At 76.0% G+C, this 24542-nt stretch carries 4 protein-coding genes; all 4 read right to left on the reverse strand.

Going from position 1 to position 24542, the window contains the following annotated elements:
* Positions 1-21285, reverse strand: a 21285-nt coding sequence (locus AB0A94_RS37150) for a type I polyketide synthase (RefSeq protein WP_361751258.1), incomplete at its 3' end; no start/stop codon positions are given.
* A 388-nt stretch (positions 21286-21673) separates the two neighbouring features.
* Positions 21674-22711, reverse strand: coding sequence for a GDP-mannose 4,6-dehydratase (locus tag AB0A94_RS37155; protein WP_361751260.1), 1038 nt, complete (start codon positions 22709-22711; stop codon positions 21674-21676).
* Positions 22712-22996: 285 nt separating this feature from the next.
* Positions 22997-23842, reverse strand: a complete 846-nt coding sequence (locus AB0A94_RS37160) for a GntR family transcriptional regulator (RefSeq protein WP_361751262.1) — start codon at positions 23840-23842, stop codon at positions 22997-22999.
* A 392-nt stretch (positions 23843-24234) separates the two neighbouring features.
* A partial coding sequence (locus AB0A94_RS37165) for a zinc ribbon domain-containing protein (protein WP_361751263.1) occupies positions 24235-24542 on the reverse strand: 308 nt, incomplete at its 5' end.

Consider the following 24542-nt stretch of genomic DNA (forward strand, 5'->3'; position numbering starts at 1 on the left):
GGACACGACGACGGACTCGGGGCCGTTGACCGCGGCCAGGGCGGTCCCGTCCGTGAGGCGCGGGGTGATCTCCTCCTCGGTGGCCTCGATCGCCACCATCGCACCACCGAGCGGGAGTTCCCGCATCAGCCGGGCACGCGCCGCGACCAGCGCGCAGGCGTCCTCCAGCGACAGCACCCCGGCCACGTGCGCGGCCGCGATCTCGCCGACGGAGTGACCGGCCACGAACTCCGGCCGTACACCCCAGCTTTCCACCAGCTGGAACAACGCCACCTCGACGGCGAACAACGCGGGCTGCGTGTAACCGGTCGTGTCGAGGAGCTCCGCCTCCGGCGTGCCCTCCTCCGCGAACAGCACCTCCCGCAACGGACGCTCCAACTCCACGTCGAAACGCGCCAGTACGGCGTCCAGCGCCTGCGCGAACACCGGGAACCGGTCGTACAGCTCACGCCCCATCCCCGCCCGCTGCGACCCCTGACCCGAGAACAGCACCGCCAGCGACCGCTCCACCGCACGACCACGCGCCACCTCCACGGGGGCACCGCCCTCCAGACCGGTGCCCGCGAGCAGCACCGTGCGGTGCTCGAACGCGGTGCGGCCGACGGCCAGGGTGTACGCGGTGTCGAGGGCCGGGACGTCCGGGTGGGCGGCGGTGAACGACACCAGTCGTCCGGTCTGGTCCGTGAGGGCCTCGGTGGTACGGGCGGACACGAGCCAGGGCACCTCGGCGGGCACCACGGGAGCCTCGTCGCCGCGCGACTCGACGTCCGCCGGGGCCTGCTCCAGCAGGACGTGGGCGTTGGTGCCGCTGACGCCGAAGGCGGAGACGCCGGCACGGCGGGGCCGGCCGGTCTCCGGCCAGGCGCGGCGCTCGCGGAGCAGCGAGACCGTGCCGTCGGACCAGTCGACGTGGGTCGACGGGGTGTCGACGTGGAGGGTGCGGGGCAGGGCGCCGTGGCGCAGGGCGAGCACCATCTTGATGACGCCGGCGACACCGGCGGCGGCCTGGGTGTGGCCCAGGTTCGACTTGATGGAGCCGAGGAGCAGCGGGTGCCGCGGGTCGCGCCCGTCGCCGTAGGCGGCGATGAGGGCGTGCGCCTCGATGGGGTCGCCGAGGGTGGTGCCGGTGCCGTGCGCCTCGACCACGTCGACGTCGGCCGGGGTGAGGCGGGCGTCGGCGAGGGCGGCGCGGATGACGCGCTGCTGGGCGCGGCCGTTGGGGGCGGTCAGGCCGTTGGAGGCGCCGTCCTGGTTGACGGCCGCGCCGCGGACCACGGCGAGCACCGGGTGCCCGTTGCGGCGGGCGTCGGACAGGCGCTCCAGGACCAGGACGCCGGCGCCCTCGGACCAGGCGGTGCCGTCGGCGGCGTCCGCGAACGCCTTGCAGCGGCCGTCGCCGGCGAGGCCGCCCTGGGCGGTGAACTCGACGAAGGCGTCGGGACTGGACATCACCGAGACGCCGCCGGCCAGGACCAGGGAGCACTCGCCGGAGCGCAGCGCCGTGGCGGCCATGCGCAGGGCGACGAGCGCCGAGGAGCAGGCGGTGTCGACGGTGACGGCCGGGCCCTCCAGACCGAGGGTGTAGGACAGCCGTCCGGACATGACGCTGGCGGTGGTGCCGGTGGCGGCGTGGCCCTGCACGTCGGTGGTGCCGCGGCGCAGCATGGTGGCGTAGTCCTGGCCGTTGGTGCCGACGAAGACGCCGGTGGCGCTCCCGCGCAGGCCCGCCGGGTCGATGCCGGCGCGCTCCAGGGCCTCCCAGGAGGTCTCAAGGAGCAGGCGCTGCTGCGGGTCCATGGCGAGGGCCTCGCGCGGGGAGATCCCGAAGAAGGCGGCGTCGAACAGGCCGGCGCCGTCGAGGAATCCGCCCTCCAGGGTGGCGGAACCGCCGCGGGCGAGGGTGTCGAGGTTCCAGCCCCGGTCTGCGGGGAAGCCGGTGATGGCGTCGCGGCCGTCGTACAGCAGGTCCCACAGGTCGTCGGGTGAGTCGACGCCGCCGGGGAAGCGGCAGCCCATGCCGACGATGACCACGGGGTCGTCGTCGCTCGCGCGTCCGGTGGTGTCCGCGGTGGCGCGGCCGTCGGCCGGCTCGGGCAGGGTGCCGAGCAGCTCGGTGAGGAGGTGGGCGGCCAGGTCGCGGGTGGTGGGGTGGTCGTAGACGAGGGTGGCGGGCAGCCTCAGGCCGGTGGTGGCGTTGAGGGTGTTGCGCAGTTCGACGGTGGTCAGCGAGTCGAAGCCGAGGTCGGTGAAGGCCTGGTCGGGTTCGACGGCGGCCGGGTCGGGGTGGCCGAGGACGCCGGCGACCTGGGCGCGCACGAAGTCCAGGACGTACCGCTGCCGGGCGGGTCCGGTGAGCGCGGCGAGTTCCCGGCCGAGCGCCGGGGACGCGGTGGTGGCCGCGGTGGTGGAGTCGACGGTGGTGGCGCGCAGTTCGGGCAGGTCACGGACGAGGGGGCGGTTGGCGGCGAAGACCGCCGCGTACCGCTGCCAGTCGATGTCGGCGACGGTGAGCGCGGTGTCGCCGTGCTCGACGGCGGTGTCGAGGGCGGCGAGCGCGTCCTCGGCGCTCATCGGGGTGAATCCGCCGCGCCGTACGCGGTCCTCCACTCCGGTGCCGTCGCCGGCCATGCCGGTACCGGCCCAGGGTCCCCAGGCGACGGAGGTGGCGGGCAGGCCGGCGGCGCGGCGGTGTTCGGCGAGGGCGTCGAGGTAGGCGTTGGCGGCCGCGTAGTTGCCCTGGCCGGCGGCGCCGAGGCTGCCGGCGGTGGAGGAGAACAGCACGAAGTCGGTGAGGCCGCTGTCGCGGGTCAGTTCGTGCAGGTGGGCGGCGGAGTGTGCCTTGGCCCGCAGGACGGTGTCGAACCGCTCGGGGGTGAGGGTGTCGAGGACGCCGTCGTCGAGGACGCCGGCGGTGTGGACCACCGTGGTGAGGGGGTGTTCCGCGGGTACGGCCGCGAGGACGGCGGCGAGGGCGTCGCGGTCGGCGGTGTCGCAGGCGGCGATCGTCACCTCGGCGCCCAGTTCCCGCAGTTCGGCGGCGAGTTCACCGGCGCCGGGCGCGTCGGGGCCGCGGCGGCCGACCAGGAGCAGGTGCGGGGTGCCGCGTCCGGCGAGGCGGCGGGCGACGTGGGCGCCGAGGGCGCCGGTGCCGCCGGTGATCAGGGCGGTGCCCTCGGGGGCGAACCGCCGGGGGGCGGGGCCGTCGGGCGCGGGGTGGTGGGCCAGGCGGCGGGCGTAGGTGGCGGAGGCGCGGACGGCGAGGTCGGTCTCGTCGCCCGGTTCGGCCAGGAGGTGGGCCAGGCGGCGCACGGCCCGGGTGTCGAGGTGTTCGGGGAGGTCGACGGCGCCGAAGCGGCGCTCGGGGTGTTCCAGGGCGGCGACCCGGATCAGGCCGCGTGCGGCGGCCTGCCCGGGGTGGGCGAGGCGGTCGGCGCGGCCGGTGGTGACGGCCCGGCGGGTGAGGATCCACAGCGGGGCGTGGATCCCCGCGTCGCCGAGGGCCTGCACGGCGGTGGCCGTGGGCAGCACACCGCCGAGGCCGGCGGGGTCGTCGGAGTCGGTGTCGGAGTCGTCCGCGCCGAGGGTGAGCAGGGACAGGACGCCGGCGAAGTCGCCGTCGGACGCGGGGAGTTCCCGCAGGAGGTCGGCGAGGCCCGTGCGGTCCCGGCCGTCGGTGGTCACGCGTACGGCGTGCAGGCCGAGGGTGTCCGGCAGTTCGGCCACGTCGGTGTCGGGGCCGGTGGCCGGGAGCAGGACGAGCCAGGTGCCGGCCGGCCGGGCGGTGGGGGCGCCGTCCAGCGGCCTCCACACGGCGCGGTGGCGGCGGGCGTCGGCGGCGGCCCGTTCGGTGCGGCGGCGCCGCCACGCGGACAGGGCGGGCACGAGGGCGGCCAGGGTGTCGTCGTCGAGGCCGAGGTCGGCACCGAGGGCGGGCAGGTCGGCGCGCTCGACGGCGGACCAGAACGCGGCGTCCGCGCCGTCGGCCGGGCCGGCCGCGGTCGCCAGGGCGGGCCCGTGGGTGGTGTCGGGCCAGTAGCGGCTGTGCTGGAAGGCGTAGGTGGGCAGGTCGACGCGGCGGGCGCCGGTGCCGTGCAGGACGCGGGACCAGTCCACCCGGGTGCCGTGGACGTGGAGGCGGGCCAGGGCGGCGGTGAGCGCGGTGACCTCGTCGCGGTCGCGGCGCAGCGCGGGCACCGTCGTCACCTCGGCGTGCGCCGCGGTGACGTCGGCGGCGTCGAGGGTGTCGCGGGCGGCGGCGGACAGGGTGCCGTCGGGGCCGATCTCCAGGAAGGAGGTGTGGCCCTGCCGGGCGAGGGTGCGCACGGCGTCGGCGAAGCGGACGGTGGCGCGGACCTGGTGCACCCAGTACTCGGGGGTGCGCAGTGCGTCGGTGTCGGCGGGTTCGCCGGTGACGGTGGACACCAGCGGGACGGACGGCAGGTGGTAGGTGAGGCCGCGGGCGACCCGGGCGAAGTCGTCGAGCATGGCGTCCATGCGCGGCGAGTGGAAGGCGTGGCTGACGCGCAGGGCGCGGGTCCTGCGGCCGTCCCCGGCGAGCCGGGCGGCGATCCGGGTGACGGCGTCCTCCTCGCCGGACAGGACGACGGCGCGGGGGCCGTTGACTGCGGCGAGGGAGACCTGGTCCTCCAGGCCGTCCAGCAGCGGCAGCACCTCGTCCTCGGCGGCCTGTACGGCGACCATGGCGCCGCCGGCCGGCAGGGCGGCCATGAGGCGGCCGCGGGCGGCGACGAGGGTGCAGGCGTCGTCCAGGGAGAGGACGCCGGCGACGTGGGCGGCGGCGAGTTCGCCGACGGAGTGGCCGGCGACGCCGTCGGGGACGGTGCCCCAGGACTCGACGAGCCGGTAGAGGGCGACTTCGAGGGCGAACAGGGCGGGCTGGGTGTGGGCGGTGTCGTGCAGGAGGGCGGCGTCCGGGGTGCCCTCCTCGGCGAACAGCACGTCCCGCAGCGGGCGTTCGAGTTCCCGGTCGAAGCGGGTGAGGACGTCGTCCAGGGCGTCCGCGAAGACCGGGTGGCGGTCGTACAGTTCGCGGCCCATGGCGGCGCGCTGGCTGCCCTGTCCGGTGAACAGGAAGGCGAGGCGGCCCCGGGAGGGGGCGCCGGTGACGAGGGCGCCGTCGGGGGTGCCGTCGCGCAGGGCGGTCAGGGCGCGCAGCACGCCCTCGCGGTCGCCGGCCAGGACGGCGGCGCGGTGTTCCAGGGTGCCGCGGGTGGTGGCCAGGGAGTGGGCCACGTCGAGCAGCGGAATGTCCGGACGGGCCTCGGTGTGGTCGAGGAGCCGGCCGGCCTGGGCGCGCAGGGCGGGGGCGGTGCGGGCGGACAGGACCAGCGGCACGCCGGCCGGCAGGGTGCCGGGGTCCGCGGCGGGCGCGGTCCTCGGCCGCTCCGCGTCGGGGGTGTCGGGGGCCTGTTCGAGGACGGTGTGGACGTTGGTGCCGCTGAGGCCGAAGGAGGAGACGGCGGCGCGGCGGGGCCGGCCGGTCTCGGGCCAGGGCACGGTGTCGATGGCCAGGTCGATGGCGCCGGAGTTCCAGTCGACGTGGCTGGAGGGGGTGTCCACGTGCAGGGTGGGCGGCACGGTGCCGTGGCGCATCGCCATGACCATCTTCATGACGCCGGCGATGCCGGACGCCATCTGGGTGTGGCCGATGTTGGACTTCACCGAGCCGAGCAGCAGCGGCCGGTCGGCGGGCCGGCCCTGGCCGTAGGTGGCGAGCAGGGCCTGCGCCTCGATGGGGTCGCCGAGCGCGGTGCCGGTGCCGTGGCCCTCGACCACGTCGACGTCGGCCGGGGTGAGGTTCGCGTTGCTGAGGGCCTGGCGGATCACCCGGGCCTGGGAGGGGCCGTTGGGGGCGGTGAGGCCGTTGGAGGCGCCGTCCTGGTTGACGGCGGAGCCGCGGATCACGGCGAGCACGGGGTGGCCGTTGCGGCGGGCGTCGGAGAGCCGTTCGACCAGGACGAGGCCGACGCCCTCGGCGAGGCTCATGCCGTCGGCGCCCTCGGCGTACGCCTTGCAGCGGCCGTCGGGGGCCATGGCGCGCTGGCGGCTGAAGCCGGTGAAGGCGCTGGGGGTGGCCATCACGCTGACGCCGCCGGCGAGGGCGAGGGTGCTCTCGCCGTTGCGCAGCGACTGGCAGGCCAGGTGCAGCGCGACGAGCGAGGAGGAGCAGGCGGTGTCCAGGGTGACGGCCGGGCCCTCCAGGCCGAAGGTGTAGGCGAGGCGGCCGGACATCACGCTGGAGATGGTGCCGGTGATGAGGTGGCCCTCGGCGCCCTCGGTGGAGGCGCCGCCCGCCGTGTAGTCCTGGTAGCTGGCGCCGATGAAGGTGCCGGTGAGGCTGCCACGGAGGGTGGCGGGGTCGATGCCGGCGCGTTCCAGGACCTCCCAGCCGGTCTCCAGCAGGAGCCGCTGCTGCGGGTCCATGGCGAGGGCCTCGCGCGGGGAGATGCCGAAGAAGGCGGCGTCGAAGTCGGCGACGTCGTGGAGGAAGCCGCCCTGGGTGGAGTAGGTGGTGCCGGGCTTGTCGGGGTCGGGGTCGTAGAGGGCGTCGGCGTCCCAGCCTCGGTCGGCGGGGAAGCCGGTGATGGCGTCGCCGCCGGCCGCGACGAGGTCCCACAGGGCCTCGGGGCTGGTGATGCCGCCGGGGTAGCGGCAGCTCATGGCGACGACGGCGATGGGCTCGTCGTCGACGGCGGCGGTGGTGCGCACCGGTCCGTCGTCCTCGGTGCCGGGGCCGCCGACGAGGCCGCGCAGGTGCGCGACGAGGGTGAGCGGGTCCGGGTAGTCGAAGACGAGGGTGCTCGGCAGGGTGAGGCCGGTGACGGCGGCGAGCCGGTTGCGCAGGTCGACGGCGGTGAGGGAGTCGAAGCCGACGTCGCGGAAGGCGCGGCGCTCGGACAGCACCTCCGGGGAGGCGTGGCCGAGGACGGTGGCGGCCTCGGAGCGGACCAGGTCCAGCAGGAGGCGGTCCTGTTCGGCGGCGGGCAGCGCGCGCAGCCGGCCGGCGAACTCGCCGCCGTCGGCGGCGCGGGCCTCGGACTCCTCGGTCAGGCGCCGTACGTCGGGGACGTCCTCGAACAGGTCGGTGGGCCGCGAGGAGGTGAACACCGGGTGGTAGCGGTCCCAGTCGACGTCGGCGACGGCGAGGACGCCCTCGTCGGCGTCGAGGGCCCCGCGGAGTCCGGCGAGGGCCAGTTCGGGGTTCATGAAGACCAGGCCGCTGCGGCGGATCTGGCCGGGGTCGACGCGGCCGAGCTTCATGTCGTCGGCCCAGATGCCCCACGAGATCGCGGTGGCGCGGGCGCCGCGGGCACGGCGGTGCTCGGCGAGTGCGTTGAGGTGGGCGTTGGCGGCGACGTATGCGGCGTGCCGGCCGCTGCCCCACAGGCCGGCGGTGGAGGAGTACAGGACGAAGGCGTCGAGCTGGTCGTCGTCGAGGAGTTCGTCGAGGTGGGCGGCGCCGGCGGTCTTGGCGTGCACGACCTTGGCGAAGGCGTCCAGGCTGGTCTCGTCGATCGACTGGAGTTCGATGACGGCGGCGGTGTGGAAGACGCTGCGGACGGTGCGGCCCTCGGCGGCGAGCCGGTCCAGGAGCGCGGCGACGGCGTCCCGGTCGGTGACGTCGCAGGCGGCGACGGTGGCGGTGCAGCCGCGTTCGGCGAGCTCGGCGACGAGTTCGGCCGCTCCGGGGGCGCTGTCGCCGCGGCGGCTGGTGAGGACCAGGTCGCGGGCGCCCCGGTCGGCGAGCCAGCGGGCCAGGTGGGGGCCGAGGGTGCCGGTGCCGCCGGTGACCAGGACGGTGCCGCGCGGGCTCCAGCCGGGGCCGCCGGCGGGGGCGGGCGCGGGGGCGACGCGGCGGGCGAGGACGCCGGAGGCGCGGACGGCGAGCTGGTCCTCGCCGGTGGTGCCGGTGAGGACGGCGGCGAGCCGCTGGGCCGCGCGGTGGTCGAGGGTGTCGGGCAGGTCGACGGTGCCGCCCCAGCGCTGCGGGTGTTCCAGCGCGGCGGTCCAGCCGAGGCCGTGCACCATGGCCTGCGCGGGCCGGGTGAGCCGGTCGGCGCGGCCGGTGGAGACGGCGCCGCGGGTCAGCGCCCACAGGGGCGCGTCGACGCCGGCGTCGCCGAGTGCCTGGATCAGGGTGACGGAGAGGGCGAGCCCGGCGGGCAGCACGGGGTGGAGGGTGCCGGTGTCCTCGGCGGCGGCCAGCAGCGAGACCACGCCGGTGGGTTCGGGCAGCTCGCGCAGGCGGGCGGCGAGGTGGGCGCGGTCGGTGTCGGCGGCGTCGAGGGGCAGCGGCACCGGGTCGGCGCCGTGCGCGGCGAGCGCCTCCCGCACGGCGGCGGTGTGCCCGGGGTCGGTGCCGTCGGCGGTGACCAGCAGCCAGGTGCCGGTGAGGGCGGCGTCGGGCAGGGCGCCGAGCGGCTTCCAGGTGGCGCGGTAGCGCCAGGAGCCGACGGTGGAGCGGTCGCGGCGCTGCCGTCGCCAGGTGGACAGGGCGGGCAGGACGGGGGCGAGGGCGTCGCGGTCCAGGTGCAGGCGGGTGGCGAGGGAGTCGACGTCCTCCTGCTCGACCTCGGTCCAGAACTCGGCGTCGGCGGGGTCGCCGTCGCCCGCGGTGCGCGGCGGCGCCGCCTCGGTCCACAGGTGCTCGCGCTGGAAGGCGTAGGTGGGCAGGGGTGTCCTGCGGGCGCCGCAGCCGGCGTAGACGGCGGTCCAGTCGGCGCGGCCGCCGCGGACCCACTGCTCGGCGAGGGAGGCCAGGAAGCGGCTGGTGCCGCCCTGTTCGCGGCGCAGGGTGCCGGTGACGGCGACGTGGTCGCCGCTCTCCTCGGCGGTGGCCTGCACCGCCATGGTGAGCACGGGGTGCGGGCTGATCTCGACGAACACGGTGTGTCCGGAGCCGAGGAGGGCGCGTACGGCGTCCTCGAAGCGGACGGTCTGCCGCAGGTTGCGGTACCAGTACGCGGCGTCCGTGGCGGCGGCGCCGAGGATCTCGCCGGTGACCGTGGAGTGGAACGGCACCCGTGCCTGACGGGGCGTCACCGGTGCGAGCAGTTCGAGCAGTTCGTCGTGGACGCGCTCGACCTGCGGGGAGTGGGAGGCGTAGTCCACGGCGACGCGTCGGGCGCGCACGTCCCGGGCGGTGAACTCGGCGTGCAGGGCGTCGAGCGCGTCGGGGGTGCCGGCGAGGACCACGGAGCGGGGCCCGTTGACGGCGGCGACGGAGACGGCGCCGTCGTGGGCGGCCAGGTACTCCTCGGCCTCGGCGGCGGGCAGCTGGACGGACATCATGCCGCCGGCCCCGGCCAGGACGCGGCCGATGGCCTGGCTGCGCAGGGCGACGACGCGGGCGCCGTCCTCCAGGGACAGGGCGCCGGAGACGACGGCGGCGGCGATCTCGCCCTGGGAGTGGCCGACGACGGCGTCCGGGGTGACGCCGTGGGCGCGCCACAGCTCGGCCAGGGACACCATCACGGCCCAGGTGGCGGGTTGGACGACGTCGACGCGGTCGAAGTCGGGCGCGCCGTCGGCGCCGCGGATGACGTCGGTCAGGGACCAGTCGGTGAACGGGGCGAGCGCGGCGGCGCACTCGTGCAGCCGCTCGGCGAACACGGGTGAGGTGTCGAGGAGTTCGGCGCCCATGCCGGCCCACTGGGAGCCCTGGCCGGGGAAGACGAACACGGTGCGGCCGTCGGTGTCGGCGGTGCCGCTGACGACCTGGGCGGTGGACGCGCCGTCGGCGAACGCGGTGAGGGCGTCGGTGAGTTCGGCGGTGGTGGTGCCGAGGGCGACGGCGCGGTGTTCCAGTACGGAGCGGGCGGTGATCAGGGTGTGGCCGACGTCGGCGGGGTGCGGCCCGGCGGCGGTGACGTGCGCGGCGAGGTTGCGGGCCTGGCCGCGCAGGGCCGCGGGGGCGGCGGCGGACAGGATCCAGGGCAGGGTGCCGCCGGCCGGGAGGGCGGGCTCGGTGGCCTCGGCGGGCTCCGGGCCGGCGGGCGCCTGCTCCAGGATGGCGTGGGCGTTGGTGCCGCTGATGCCGAAGGAGGAGACGGCGCAGCGCAGCGGGGCGTCGTCCTTGTGCCAGTCGGTGGTCTCGGTGACCAGGCGGACGGCGCCGCTCGACCAGTCGACGTGGGTGGACGGCCGGTCGGCGTGCAGGGTGCGCGGCAGGGTGCCGTGCCGCATCGCCATGACCATCTTGATGACGCCGGCGACGCCGGCGGCCGACTGGGTGTGGCCGATGTTGGACTTCACCGAGCCGAGCAGCAGCGGGCGCCGCGGGTCGCGGTCCCGGCCGTAGGTGGTGAGCAGGGCCTGCGCCTCGATGGGGTCGCCGAGCGCGGTGCCGGTGCCGTGCGCCTCGACCACGTCGATGTCGTCGGCGGTGAGTCCGGCGGCGCCCAGGGCCTGGCGGATGACGCGGACCTGGGAGGGGCCGTTGGGGGCGGTCAGGCCGTTGGAGGCGCCGTCCTGGTTGATGGCGGAGCCGCGGACGACGGCGAGGACCTCGTGGCCGTTGCGGCGGGCGTCGGAGAGGCGTTCCAGGACGAGGACGCCGACGCCCTCGGCGAGGGTCATGCCGTCGGCGTCGTCGGAGAACGCCTTGCAGCGTCCGTCGCGGGCCAGGGCCCGCTGCCGGCTGAACGCGATGAAGGACATCGGGTTGGTCATGACGGTGGCGCCGCCCGCGAGGGCGAGGCTGCTCTCGCCGTTGCGCAGCGACTGGCAGGCCAGGTGCAGCGCGACCAGGGAGGAGGAGCAGGCGGTGTCGACGGTGACGGCCGGGCCCTCCAGGCCGAAGGTGTAGGCGAGGCGGCCGGACAGGACGCTGGGGCTGGAGCCGGTGACGGCGTGCCCGGCGGAGCCGTCGTCCATGGCGACGCCGTAGTCCTGGTAGGTGGAGCCGATGAAGGTGCCGGTGGGCGTGGAGTGCACCGCGGCGGGGTCGATCCCGGCGTGTTCGAACGCCTCCCAGGTGGTCTCCAGGAGCAGCCGCTGCTGCGGGTCCATGGTGACGGCCTCGCGGGGCGAGATGCCGAAGAAGCCGGGGTCGAACTCGCCCGCGTCGTGCAGGAAGCCGCCGAGGGTGGAGTAGGTGGTGCCGGGGTTGTCGGGGTCGGGGTCGTAGAGGGCGTCGGCGTCCCAGCCGCGGTTGACGGGGAAGTCGGAGATGCTGTCGGTGCCGTCGGCGACGAGCCGCCAGAACGCGTCGGCGGAGCGGGCGCCGCCGGGGAAGCGGCAGCTCATGCCGATGATGGCGATGGGCTCGTCGGTGGTGACCGGGCCGGCGGTGGCGGGCGACGCGCCGTCGCCGGTGCCGAGGAGTTCGTCCTGGAGGTGGCGGGCGAGGGCGGCCGGGTTGGGGTGGTCGAAGACCAGGGTGGTGGGCAGGGCGAGGCCGGTGAGCGCGGCGAGGCGCTTGCGCAGTTCCACGGCGGTCAGCGAGTCGAAGCCCGCGTCGCGGAAGGCGCGCTTGGCGGGGACGCCGTCTGCGGAGGTGTGGCCGAGGACGACGGCGGCCTCGGAGCGCACCAGGTCCAGGAGCAGCCGCTGCTGCTCGTCGCCGGTCAGTCCGCGCAGCCGTCCGGCCAGTTCGGAGACGGTCGCGGTGGTGTCCGCCGGGGCGGCGAGGGCGCGGACGGTGTCGATCTCGTCGAACAGGCGGCTGGTGCGCACGGCGGTGAAGACCGGGTGGTACTGCTCCCAGTCGACGTCGGCGACGGTGACCGCGGTGTCCCGCTGGACGAGGGCGCGGCGCAGCTCGGTGACGGCGGTGGCGGGGGCCAGCAGGCGCAGTCCGCTGCGTTCGAGGGTGTCGGAGACGGAGTGGTGCGCGTGGGCCATGCCGATCTCGGCCCACGGGCCCCAGGCGACGGCGGTGGCGGCCAGGCCGCGGGCGCGCCGGTGCTCGGCGAGGGCGTCGAGGTAGGCGTTGGCTGCGGCGTAGGCGCTCTGCCCGGCACTGCCCCACACTCCGGCGACGGACGAGTAGAGCAGGAAGAAGTCCAGGTCGTGGCCGTCGAGCAGGGCGTCGAGGTGGGCGGCGCCGAGGGTCTTGGCGGCCATCGCGGCGGCGGTGTCGGCCAGCGGGGTGGCGGACAGGGGCGCGGCCTGACCGACACCCGCGGCGTGCACCACACCGGTGAGCGGGGCGTCCTCGGGGACGGCGGCGAGGACGGCGGCGAGGGCGTCGCGGTCGGCGCTGTCGCAGGCGACGAGGGTGACGCGGGCGCCCGACTCCTGGAGTTCGGCGGTGAGTTCCGCGGCGCCCGGCGCGTCGGGGCCGCGCCGGCTGGTGAGGATCAGGTGGGCGGCGCCGGCCCGGGCCAGCAGGCGGGCCGTCTCGGCGCCGAGTCCGCCGGTGCCGCCGGTGATCAGGACGGTGCCGGAGGCGGTGAGGGCGTCCTCGCGGGGGAGGTCGGCGCCGGGGTGGCGGACGAGGCGGCGGGCGAGGACGCCCGAGGCGCGGACGGCGACCTGGTCGTCGCCGTCGCGGGCGGCGAGCACACCGGCCAGCCGCTGCGCGGCGGGCGCGTCGAGGGCGGCCGGCAGGTCGACGAGGCCGCCGGGTTGTTCGGGGCGTTCCAGGGCGGCGACCCGGCCCAGGCCCCAGTGGGCGGCGCGGGCGGGGTGGGTGAGCGGGTCGTCGGCGCCGGTGGAGACGGCGCCGCGGGTGATCGTCCACAGCGGGGCGGTGGTACCGGTGTCGCCGCAGGCCTGGGCGAGGACGACGCCGAGGGCGAAACCGGGCGGGAGGCCGCCGGCGGCGCTGTCCCCGGACGCCCCGTCGGTGGGGTGGGGGCCGTCGGCGAGCGGCAGCAGGTTCAGCACGCCGGCGGCGTCGGCGGCCCCGGCGGCGCGCAGGGCGTCGGCGAGCCGTTCGCGGTCGAGGTGGGAGGCGTCGAGTTCGAGGCGCCGGAGCAGGGCGCCGTGGCCGCGCAGCGCGTCGAGGACCTCGTCGGCCTCGTCGCCGGCGGTGGTGACGGCCAGCCAGGTGCCGTCCAGGACGGGGGCGCCGGTGGTGGTGGCGGGCCGCCAGGCGACCTGGTAGCGGGCGGCGTCCAGGACGGACTTCTCCTGCCGGGCGCGCCGCCAGGACGACAGCGAGGGCAGCAGCGCGTACAGGGAGGCGTGCTCCTCGTCGCGCAGGCCGAGCAGTCCGGCGAGCCCGTCGGCGTCGCCGCGTTCGACGGCGGTCCACAGGGCGGCGTCGGCCGGGTCGGAGACGGCGCGGCGGGAGCCGGGGGCGGTGGTGTCGGGCCAGTACGTCTCGTGCTGGAAGGCGTAGGTGGGCAGTTCGACGGTGGTGGCGCCGGTGCCGGTGTGCAGGGCGGACCAGTCCACGCGGACCCCGCGCACGTGCAGGCGGGCGAGGGCGGCGAGGGCGCTGACCTCCTCCGGGCGGTCGGTGCGCAGCAGCGGGACGGCGTCGGTGCCGGCGTCGTCGCCGAGGGTGTCCTCGACGAGGGCGGCGAGGGAGCCGCCGGGACCGAGCTCGAGGAAGGTGGCGGCGCCCGCCTCGTGGGCGGCGCGCACCGCGTCGGCGAAGCGGACGGTGCCGCGGACGTGGCGCACCCAGTAGTCGGCGGTGCGCAGGTCGTCACCGGTGGCGGGGCGGCCGGTGAGGTCGGAGACGACCGGCACGGCCGGTTCGTGGTAGGTCAGGCCCTCGGCGACCCGGCGGTAGGCGTCGAGCACTGCGTCCATGCGCGGCGAGTGGAAGGCGTGGCTGACCCGCAGCCGGCGGGTGGTGCGGCCCTGTCCGGCGAAGTGGGCGGCGACGCGCTCGGCTGCGTCCTCGTCCCCGGCGACCACGACGGAACCGGGGCTGTTGACGGCGGCCAGGGAGACCTGGTCCTCCAGGCCGGCCAGCAGCGGCAGCACCTCCTCCTCGGTGGCCTGCACGGAGTACATGGCGCCGCCCTCGGGGAGCGCCTGCATCAGCCGGGCGCGCGCGGCGACCAGCGCGCAGGCGTCGTCCAGGGAGAGGACGCCCGCGGCGTGGGCGGCGGTGATGCCGCCGATGGAGTGTCCGAGGAGCACGCCGGGGCGCACGCCCCAGGAGCGGACCAGGTGGTACAGGGCGGTCTCGAGGGCGAACAGGGCGGGCTGGGTCCAGCCGGTCTCGTAGAGCGCGGCGGCCTCGGGGGTGCCGTCCTCGGCGAAGAGGACGTCCTTGAGGGAGCGCGGCGCGGCCTCCGCCCCGGGGTCGGCGAGCAGCGGGTCGAGCTTCGCCACGACCTCGTCGAGCGCCTCGGCGAACTCCGGGTACCGGGCGTACAGTTCGCGGCCGGTGCCGGGGCGCTGGCTGCCCTGTCCGGTGAACAGCAGGGCGGTGCGGCCGGCGCCGCCGGTCTCGCCGAGGACCAGCGCCGGGTCGGGCCGGTCGGCGGCGAGGGCGGCCAGGGCCCGCCGTACGTCGTCGGGGGTGCCGACGGCGACGGCGCGCTGTTCGAACGCGGGCCGGGTGGTGGCCAGGGAGAGGGTCACGTCGGCGGGCGCGAGGGCGGGGCGCTCGTCCAGGTGGGCGAGCAGGCGGGCGGCCTGGGCGCGCAGCGCGGGCCGGGTGCGGCCGGACAGGACCCACGGCAGGACTGCGGGCGCGCCGGCGTCCGTGCCGGTGCTCGCGGGGCGGGGCGCGGGCTGCGGTGCGGGCTGTTCCAGGACGACGTGGGCGTTGGTGCCGCTGATGCCGAAGGAGGAGACGGCGGCGCGGCGGGGGCGGCCCGTCTCGGGCCAGGCGGTGTGCTCCTGGAGGAGGGCGACCGCGCCGGACTCCCAGTCGACGTGGCGGGAGGGGCGGTCGGCGTGCAGGGTGCGCGGCAGTGCGCCGTGGCGCATCGCCATGACCATCTTGATGACGCCGGCGACACCGGCGGCGGCCTGGGTGTGGCCCAGGTTGGACTTCACCGAGCCGAGCAGCAGGGGGCGTTCGGGGTCGCGGTCCTGGCCGTAGGTGGCGAGCAGGGCCTGCGCCTCGATCGGGTCGCCGAGGCCGGTGCCGGTGCCGTGCGCCTCGACGGCGTCCACGTCGGCGGGGGTCAGCCCGGCGGCGCCGAGGGCCTGGCGGATGACGCGCTGCTGGGCGGGGCCGTTGGGGGCGGTCAGGCCGTTGGAGGCGCCGTCCTGGTTGACGGCCGAGCCGCGCACCACGGCGAGGACGCGGTGGCCGTTGCGGCGCGCGTCGGACAGCCGCTCCAGGACGAGGACGCCGACGCCCTCGGACCAGCCGACGCCGTCGGCGTCGTCGGAGAACGCCTTGCAGCGGCCGTCGGGCGACAGTCCGCGCTGGCGGGAGAACTCGATCAGGGAGGTCGGCGTGGACATCACGGTGACGCCGCCGGCCAGGGCGAGGGAGCACTCGCCGGAGCGCAGCGCCTGCATCGCCCAGTGCATGGCGACCAGGGAGGAGGAGCAGGCGGTGTCGACGGTGACCGCGGGGCCCTCCAGGCCGAGGGCGTAGGAGACCCGGCCGGAGGCGATGCTGGGCGCGGTGCCGCTGCCCTGGTGGCCCTCGAAGCGCTCGTCGGCGAGGGTGGCGGAGTAGTCGCTGTACATGACGCCGGCGAAGACGCCGGTGCGGCTGCCGCGCAGGGAGACCGGGTCGATGCCGGCGTGCTCCACGGCGGTCCAGGACGCCTCCAGGAGCAGCCGCTGCTGGGAGTCGGTGGCCAGCGCCTCGCGGGGGCTCATGCCGAAGAAGCCGGGGTCGAAGTCGCCCGCGTCGTGCAGGAATCCGCCGTGGCGGGCGTACGAGGTGCCGGGGTGGTCGGGGTCCGGGTGGTACAGCGAGTCCAGGTCCCAGCCGCGGTTGACGGGCAGCCCGCCGATCGCGTCGGTGCCCTCGGTGACCAGGCGCCACAGGTCGTCGGGGGAGCTGACGCCGCCGGGGTAGCGGCAGCTCATGCCGACGATGACGATCGGGTCGTCGGCGGTGGCCACCGGGGCGGCCGCCGGGGCGGCCGCGTCCGTGTCCGCGTCGCCGGTCAGCTCCTCCAGCAGGTGGGCGGCGAGCGCGGACACCGTCGGGTGGTCGAAGACGACGGTGGCGGAGGTGCGCAGACCGGTGACGGCGGCGAGCCGGTTGCGCAGCTCGACGGCGGTCAGGGAGTCGAAGCCGAGGTCCTGGAAGGCGCGTTCGGGGTCGATGTCGGTGGCGGAGGCGTGGCCGAGCACGGCGGCCACCTGGGCGCGCACCAGGTCGGTGACGGTCTCGGTGCGGGCCTCGGCGTCGAGCCGGGACAGTCGTTGGGTGAGGCCGAGGGCGGCCTCGGATCCGGTGCGCACGGTGCGGCGGCGGGCCCGGATCAGGCCGCGCAGCAGGGGCGGCACCTCTCCCCCGCCGCGCAGCGCGGCCAGGTCGAGCCGGACGGGCAGGACGGCCGCGCGGGGCAGGGCGAGGGCGGTGTCGAAGAGGGCGAGGCCGTCCTCGGGGGTGAGCGGGGGCGTGCCGGAACGGGACAGGCGGCGCAGGTCGTGCTCGGTGAGTTCACCGGTCATGCCGGTGCCGGGCGCCCAGGGGCCCCAGCCGAGCGACAGGCCGGGCAGCCCGCAGGCGCGCCGGGTCGCGGCGAGCGCGTCGAGGAAGGCGTTGGCGGCGGCGTAGCCGGCCTGGGCGGGGGCGCCGGCGGTGCCGGCGAAGGAGGAGAAGACGACGAACGCGGCGAGGTCGAGGTCGCGCGTGGCCCGGTGCAGGTGCCAGACGGCGTCGGCCTTGGGCCGCAGGACGGCGGTGAGGCGGTCGGCGGTGAAGGACTCCACGAGCCCGTCGTCGAGGACGCCGGCGGTGTGCACCACCGCGGTGACGGGGTGGTCCTCGGGGATGGCGGCGAAGAGCGCGGCGACGGCGTCGGGGTCGGCCGCGTCGCAGGCCCGGAGGGTGACCTCGGCGCCGGACTCGCGCAGGGTGTCGGCGAGTTCGGCGGCGCCGGGGGCGTCGGGTCCGCGCCTGCCGGCGAGGAGCAGGTGCCGTACGCCGTGTTCGGCGACGAGGTGGCGGGCGAGGACGGCGCCCAGGCCGCCGGTGCCGCCGGTGATCACGACGGTGCCGTCGGGGTTCCAGGCAGGGGTGTCCCGCTCGGCGGGCGGGCGGACGCGGGCGAGGCGGGCGCCGAGGACCGCGCCGGCGCGGACGGCGGTCGCCGGTTCGTCCGCGGTGAGGGCGGCGGTGAGGGCGGCGGGGTCGGCCGTGGACGCCGGGTCGAGGTCCACCAGGCCGAAGCGGCCGGGGTGTTCGGTCTGCGCGGAGCGGACCAGGCCCCAGACGGCCGCGGCGGCGGGGTCGGTGACGCCGCCGCCGTCGGTGGCGACGGCGCCCCGGGTGACGAAGACCAGCCGGGAGCCGGACCGGGCCGGGGCGTCGAGCCAGTCCTTCAGGTGGCCGAGGGCGCGTGAGGTGACCTCGTGCACCGAGGTGAGCATCCGGTCGTCGCCCGCGCCGGCGACGGGGGCGAGCACCAGGTCCGGCGTCTCACCGCCACCGGGGAGGTCGGACACGGCCGCGCCGGCGGCGGACAGGGCGGCGGACAGGCCGAAGGGGTCGGTGCCGAGCAGGCCGACCGCGGCGGGCGGGGCGGTGCCGTCGGCGGAGGCGGTGATCCGGGTCCAGTCCAGGGCGAACAGCGCGTCCCGCTCCAGGGCGGAGGCGGCGGTGGCGCGAGCGTCCGGGGCGGTGCGCAGCACCAGGGAGGCCACGGAGGCGACGGGCGCGCCGGTGGCGTCGGTGACGGCGATCGACACGGCGTCGTCACCGGCCGGGACGAGCCGCACGCGGGCCTCGGTGGCACCGCTCGCGTGCAGGGTGACGTCCTGCCAGGAGAAGGGCAGGCCGCCGCGCCCCTCCTCGCCGAGCGGGGCGAAGGCGGTGGCGTGCAGGGCCGCGTCGAGGAGCGCGGGGTGGAGGCCGAAGGAGGGCGCGTCACCGGCGGGGCCGGCGTCGAGGGCGACCTCGGCGAAGGTCTCCTCGCCGCGCCGCCACACCGCCCGCAGGCCGCGGAAGGCCGGGCCGTAGCCGAATCCGGTGTCGGCGAGCGAGTCGTAGAAGCCGTCCAGGTCGACCGGCTCGGCGCCGGCCGGGGGCCACACGGCCGCGTCGAAGCCTTCCTCCCGGCGGGCGCCGGGGGCGAGGGTGCCGGTGGCGTGCCGGGTCCAGGGCCGGTCGTCGTCGCCCTCGGGGCGGGCGTAGAGGCTGAGGGAGCGGCGGCCGGTGTCGTCGGGGCCGGCGATCCACACCTGGACCTGGACGCCGCCGTCCTCGGGCAGGGCGAGCGGTGCGGCGAGGGTGAGGTCCTCGACGCGGTCGCAGCCGACCTCGTCGCCGGCCCGTACCGCCAGTTCCAGGAAGGCGGTGCCGGGCAGCAGGACGGTGCCGCGGACCGCGTGGTCGGCGAGCCAGGGGTGGGTGCGCACCGAGAGGCGGCCGGTGAGCAGCAGGCCGTCGGAGTTGGCGAGGGTGACGGCGGCGGCCAGCAGCGGGTGGTGGGCGGCGCCGAGGCCCGCGGCCCGTACGTCGCCGGCCGTCCCGGTGACGCCCTTGGGCCAGAACCTGCGGTGCTGGAAGGCGTACGTCGGCAGGTCGGCGCGGCGGGCGCCGGTGCCCTCGAACCAGCGGTCCCAGCGCAGCGGCACGCCGTGCAGGTACAGGCCGGTGGCGGCCTCGGTGAGCGCGGTGGGCTCGGGGCGGTCCTTGCGCAGGGCGGGCAGGACGGCGGCGTCCTCGTGTCCGGCGGCGTCCAGGCAGGCGCGGGTGAGCGCGGACAGGGTGCCGTCGGGGCCGAGTTCGAGGAAGACGCCGGTGCCGTGGCCGGCCAGCCAGGAGACGCCGTCGGCGAAGCGGACGGCGTGGCGGACGTGGTCGGTCCAGTAGTCGGCGGAGGTGAGCTGCTCGACCGTGGCGGGCCGGCCGGTCAGGTTGGAGACGACGGGCAGTGCGGGGGCCTGCGGGGCCAGTCCGGCGACGACGTCACGGAACTCCGCGAGCATCGGCTCCATCAGCGGCGAGTGGAAGGCGTGCGAGACGCGCAGCCGGCGGGTGCGGCGGCCGAGCCCGTCGAAGTGGGCCGCCACGGCGTCGACGTCGGCGGCGGTGCCCGCGACGACCACGGCGGAGGGGCCGTTGAGGGCGGCGATCGACACCCGCTCGGCGCGCTCGGCGACCAGCGGGGCCACCTCGTCCTCGGTGGCCTCGACGGAGACCATGGCGCCGCCCTCGGGCAGCGCCTCCATCAGCCGGCCGCGGGCGGCGACCAGCGCGCAGGCGTCCTCCAGGGAGAAGACGCCCGCGACGTGCGCGGCGGCGATCTCGCCGACGGAGTGGCCGGTGACGTGGTCGAGGGTCAGGCCCCAGGACTCCACCAGCCGGTACAGGGCGACTTCGAGGGCGAAGAGGGCGGGCTGCGCGTATCCGGTGCGGTCGAGCAGGGCGGCCTCGGCGGTGCCCTCCTCGGCCAGCAGCAGGGGGCGCAGCGGGCCGTCGGGGCCGGCGTCGAGGTGGCCGAGGACCTCGTCGAGGGCGCGTGCGAAGACGGGGAAGCGGGCGTACAGGTCGCGGCCCATGCCGAGGCGCTGGGAGCCCTGGCCGGAGAAGAGCACGGCGAGCTTGGGGCGACCGCGCGTCCGGCGGACGGTAAGGCCGGGCGCGTCCTCGCCGGCGGCGAGCGCCGTGAGGGCGGCGAGGGCGGTGTCGCGGTCGGCGGCGGTGAGCGCGGCGCGGTGCTCGAAGGCGGAGCGGGTGGTGGCCAGGGCGTGGGCGGTGTCGAGGGCGGTGAGCGCGGGCCGGTCGCGGAGGTGGGCCAGCAGCCGTCCTGCCTGCTCGCGCAGGGCGTCGGTGGTGCGGCCGGACAGCAGCCACGGCAGGACCCCGGGCTCGACGGCGGGGGCCGCGGGGGTCTCCTCGGCGACGGGTTCCTCGGCGGGGGCTTCCTCGATGATGGTGTGCGCGTTGGTGCCGGACAGGCCGAAGGAGGAGATGCCGGCCCGGCGCGGGGCGCCGTCGCGGCGCGGCCACGGTACGGGCTCGGTGAGGAGGCGGACGGCGCCCTCGGTCCAGTCGACGTGGGTGGACGGCCGGTCCACGTGCAGGGTGCGCGGGAGCAGGTCGTGGCGCATCGCCATGACCGTCTTGATGACGCCGGCGACGCCGGCGGCGGCCTGGGTGTGGCTGATGTTGGACTTCACCGAGCCGAGCAGCAGCGGCCGCTGCGGGTCGCGGCCCCGGCCGTAGGTGGCCAGCAGCGCCTGCGCCTCGACGGGGTCGCCGAGGACGGTGCCGGTGCCGTGCGCCTCGACCGCGTCCACCTCGGCGGCGGAGAGGCGGGCGTTGACCAGGGCGGCCTCGATGACGCGCTGCTGGGAGGGGCCGTTGGGGGCGGTGAGGCCGTTGGAGGCGCCGTCCTGGTTGACGGCGGAGCCCCGGACGACGGCGAGCACGTGGTGGCCGTTGCGGCGGGCCTCGGAGAGCCGTTCCAGGACGAGGACGCCGACGCCCTCGGACCAGCCGGTGCCGTCGGCGGCGTCGGCGAAGGACTTGCAGCGGCCGTCGCCGGCGAGGCCGCCCTGGCGGGCGAACTCGACGAACGTGGTGGGGCTGGCCATCACGGTGACACCGGCCGCCAGCGCCAGCGAGCACTCCCCCGCCCGCAGTGACTGCGCGGCCAGGTGCAGGGCGACCAGGGAGGACGAGCAGGCGGTGTCGACGGTCACGGCGGGGCCGACGGCGCCGTAGAAGTAGGAGAGCCGGCCGGACAGGATGCTGGTGGCGTTGCCGGTCAGCTGGAAGCCCTGGACGTCGTCGTCGGGGCCGACGCGGTAGTCCTGCGGCATGGCGCCGACGAACACGCCGGTGCGGCTGCCGCGCACGCCGGACGGGTCGATCCCGGCGCGCTCGAAGGCCTCCCAGGAGGTCTCCAGGAGCAGGCGCTGCTGCGGGTCCATGGACAGGGCCTCGCGGGGCGAGATGCCGAAGAAGTCCGCGTCGAAGGCGGGCGCGTCGTGCAGGAAGCCGCCGGCGAAGTCGGCGGGCCCGTCGCCGACCGCGGCCTCCCAGCCGCGGTCGTCGGGCATGGGGGTGATGCCGTCCTCACCGGCGACCAGCATCCGCCACAGGTCCTCGGGACTGTTCACGCCGCCCGGGTAGCGGCAGCTCATGCCGACGATCGCGATGGGCTCGGTGGCCGCCGCCTCCAGCTCGCTCACCCGCTGCCGCGAACGCTTCAGATCGGCGCTCGCTCGCTTGAGGTAGTCCCGGAGCTTCTGTTCCTTGTCCATTTCAACGCAACCCATCTGGAAGAAGACCGGCGGACGACTGGCGGTCCGGCGGGGACACCGGGTGTTCGGGGCGGCCGTTCGGCGGGACGGCCGGGGGGTCGGAAGGAGGGAGGGGAGGGGGCGGGGCCGGTGGGGCGGTGCGGCCGGCGCGGGAGGTCACACGCCGGGCGGACCGGACCGTACGCGGTGCCGGGGTCCGCCTGTCCGCGGCGGGTCCCCGGCACCACGCCGGGCGGGGACCGCCGCGGCGACTCCTTCGCACCATGCGCGCGGCGCGCGTGGTGTGCACACACTTCCGCAGACCATGGGCCCAGTCTCGGGCGGTACGTCTGCGGAAATCCCTAGTGTGTGACGCCGGGGCGCGGGGCGGTCCGACGGCCGGACGGGCCTACCAGTTGCCGGCGGCGGCCACCAGCCGGCTGTAGTCGCGGTCGCGGGAGGCCTGGCGCAGGTCGGACTCAACCATCATGCGCATCAGCTGCTCGAAGTCGACCTCGGGCTCCCAGCCCAGCTCCTTGCGGGCGTTGGTCGAGTCGGCGCACAGCGTCTCGACCTCGGCGGGCCGCACCAGGCCGGGGTCGATCACGACGTGGTCGCGCCAGTCCAGGCCCACGTGCTCGAAGGCGATGCGCGCGGCGTCGCGCACCGTGTGCATCCGCCCGGTGCCCACGACGTAGTCGCCGGGCTCCTCCTGCTGGAGCATCAGGTGCATGGCGCGCACGTAGTCGCCGGCGAACCCCCAGTCGCGCTCGGCGTCCAGGTTGCCGAGACTGACCTTGTCCATCAGGCCCAGCTTGATCTGGGCCACCGCCAGGGTGATCTTCCGGGTCACGAACTCGGCGCCGCGGCGCGGGGACTCGTGGTTGAAGAGGATGCCGGAGACGCCGTACATCCCGAACGACTCGCGGTAGTTGCGGGTGATGTAGTGGCCGAAGGTCTTGGCCACGCCGTAAGGGCTGCGCGGGTGGAACCGGGTCGTCTCGCTCTGCGGGCTCTCGGCGACCTGGCCGAACATCTCCGAGGACGACGCCTGGTAGAAGCGGATCTGGCCCCGGGGACCGCCGCCGGAGGACCTGCCGAGTCCGCTGACCATGCGGATGGCCTCGAGCATGCGCAGCACGCCGGTGCCGTTGACCTCGGTGACCAGTTCGGGTTGCTGCCAGGACATGGGGACGAAGGAGATCGCCCCCAGGTTGTAGACCTCGTCGGGCTGGACCAGGTCGACCGCGGAGACCAGGCTGCCCTGGTCCATCAGGTCGCCGTCCACGAAGGACAGGCCGGGGATCAGCTCGGCGATCCGGTCCTTTCGCGGGTTGGCCTGCCCACGGCAGAGCCCCCATACCCGGTACCCCTGGCTCAGCAGGTGTTCCGCCAGGTACGAGCCGTCCTGTCCGGTGATTCCGGTGATCAGTGCGCGCTTGGACATCTTCTCTCTTTCCACCGCCACGGAGAGGACCGGTCGGCGGGAGTCCGCACCGCGCCCGCGGACCGGAAGCGGCGGCATCCGACGCGGGACGCGCACCCTCCGGCGCACCGGCCGGAAGGCCGGTCCTGCCGCATACCGGGACGCACGGCCTGCGCCGACTCACGAGCCGTCCTCGTGGCAGCCATGCAAACACCGGAACGGCTAAGGAATTTCCGAGTCTTCGGGGGACGGGCGGACGCCGGGCGCCTCCCCCGCCGCGGGTCCGCCGGCGGAATCCCCGCCGGTTCACCGGTCGTTCTGCACCACTCCACGCGTGGAGAAGCTGACCGGTCCGCCGGACAGGAAGTCCCCGGGAGGGATGCCCGGGTGGTGTCCCCCGGGCGGCGGCGCGGGGACGGCACGGGGACCGAGGGCGAGCCGCGAGACGATGCGGTACCGGTCTCCCCGGTAGAGCGAGTGGACGTACTCGACCGGGCGGTCACCGGTGTCGGTGGTGAGGCGTTCGAACAGCAGGGCGGGCGACAGTTCGGGCACCTCGAGCAGATCCGCCTCCGCGCGGGTCACCACGGTGGGCTCGATGGACTGCACCGCCTCGCCGACCTGCACGCCGTGGCGGTCGCGGAAGTGCTCGTAGAGATCGCCCTGTTCCAGTTCCTCCCTGGTCAGCTCCGGCACGAGGTCCGCCGGGACGTGCAGGTACTCGATGGCCATGGGCGAGCCGTCGACCAGCCGGAGGCGGGCCACGTACCGGATCCGCGCCGCGGGCGACACCAGCAGTCTGCGGCCCACCCGCGCGCCGGCCGGCAGGGTACGGAGCTCCAGGACCCGGCTGGTCCACACACCGCCGGCCCGCGGCACGGCGAAGGAGCCCCGCCCGGAGACCAGTTCCTGGGTGATCTTCTCGGCGGCGACAAACATGCCGCGGCCGTGCTCGCGCACCAGCAGTCCCGCGACCACGAGTTCGTCCACGGCGGCGCGCAACGTGGGCCGGGACACGCCGAGCCGGGCGCACAGGCTGCGTTCGGAGGGGATGGCGTCGCCGGGGCGCCGGGCCTCGATGAGCTCGAGGATCGCGTCGCGGACCCGTTCGCGCTTGAGCACGGCGCCCGAGGCGGCGGGATCGATCTCCATGCGGGACCCTCGTTCGTCGTCGGATCGGCGGGTCGTCGTGGCACTGGTACGGCTTCGACCATAACTGGTCCGCCGACCGAGGGGGAGCGTTGAAGAACATCAAGTCCCGTGACTGCCAGGAGGGTTGACGGTCACATTGGTCTATGCCACCTTCGTTCGACATCGACTGGTAAAGCCTCGGGGTCCAACTGGTCAATCCCGAGGGCCGTGCGTGTACCGCCGCTCGCCGTCCGTCCGCGACCGCGCGTGTCCCGCGAGGGTCCGGGCCACCCCTCGCGCTCCATGGCGCGCGGCGGCACCCGCACACGCCGCACAGACCGATCCACCGTGCGCCACCCCCACAGCGAAAGGAACACGGTTGACTTCCTCCCCCTCCCGAAGGAAGGGGATTCCTACGGCTCGCGCCGTGGGGGTTTCTGCTTCATCGCCGACTGCCCGCCCGGAGTACTCCGTTGAGGTCTTACACCAGCTCCACAGACAGACACCGTCAGTCCGACGGCCAGGATGTTGCGTGCCGCGTTCACGTCCCGGTCATGGGTCGTCCCGCAGTCGCACGTCCAAGTGCGGACGTGCAGCGGCATCTTGTCCCGCAGGGTGCCGCAGGCGGAGCACAGCCTGGAGGAGGGGAACCACCGGTCGATCGCGATCACTTCGCGGCCGTACCACTGGGCCTTGTACTCCAGCATGCTCCGGAACTCGG

This window comes from Streptomyces sp. NPDC044984, assembly GCF_040646935.1.
Classification (GTDB): Bacteria; Actinomycetota; Actinomycetes; order Streptomycetales; family Streptomycetaceae; genus Streptomyces.

Coding starts and splice junctions, on each gene's coding strand:
- AB0A94_RS37160 (WP_361751262.1), bottom strand. CDS start 23,842: ATGGAGATCGATCCCGCCGCCTCGGGCGCCGTGCTCAAGCGCGAACGG.
- AB0A94_RS37155 (WP_361751260.1), bottom strand. CDS start 22,711: ATGTCCAAGCGCGCACTGATCACCGGAATCACCGGACAGGACGGCTCG.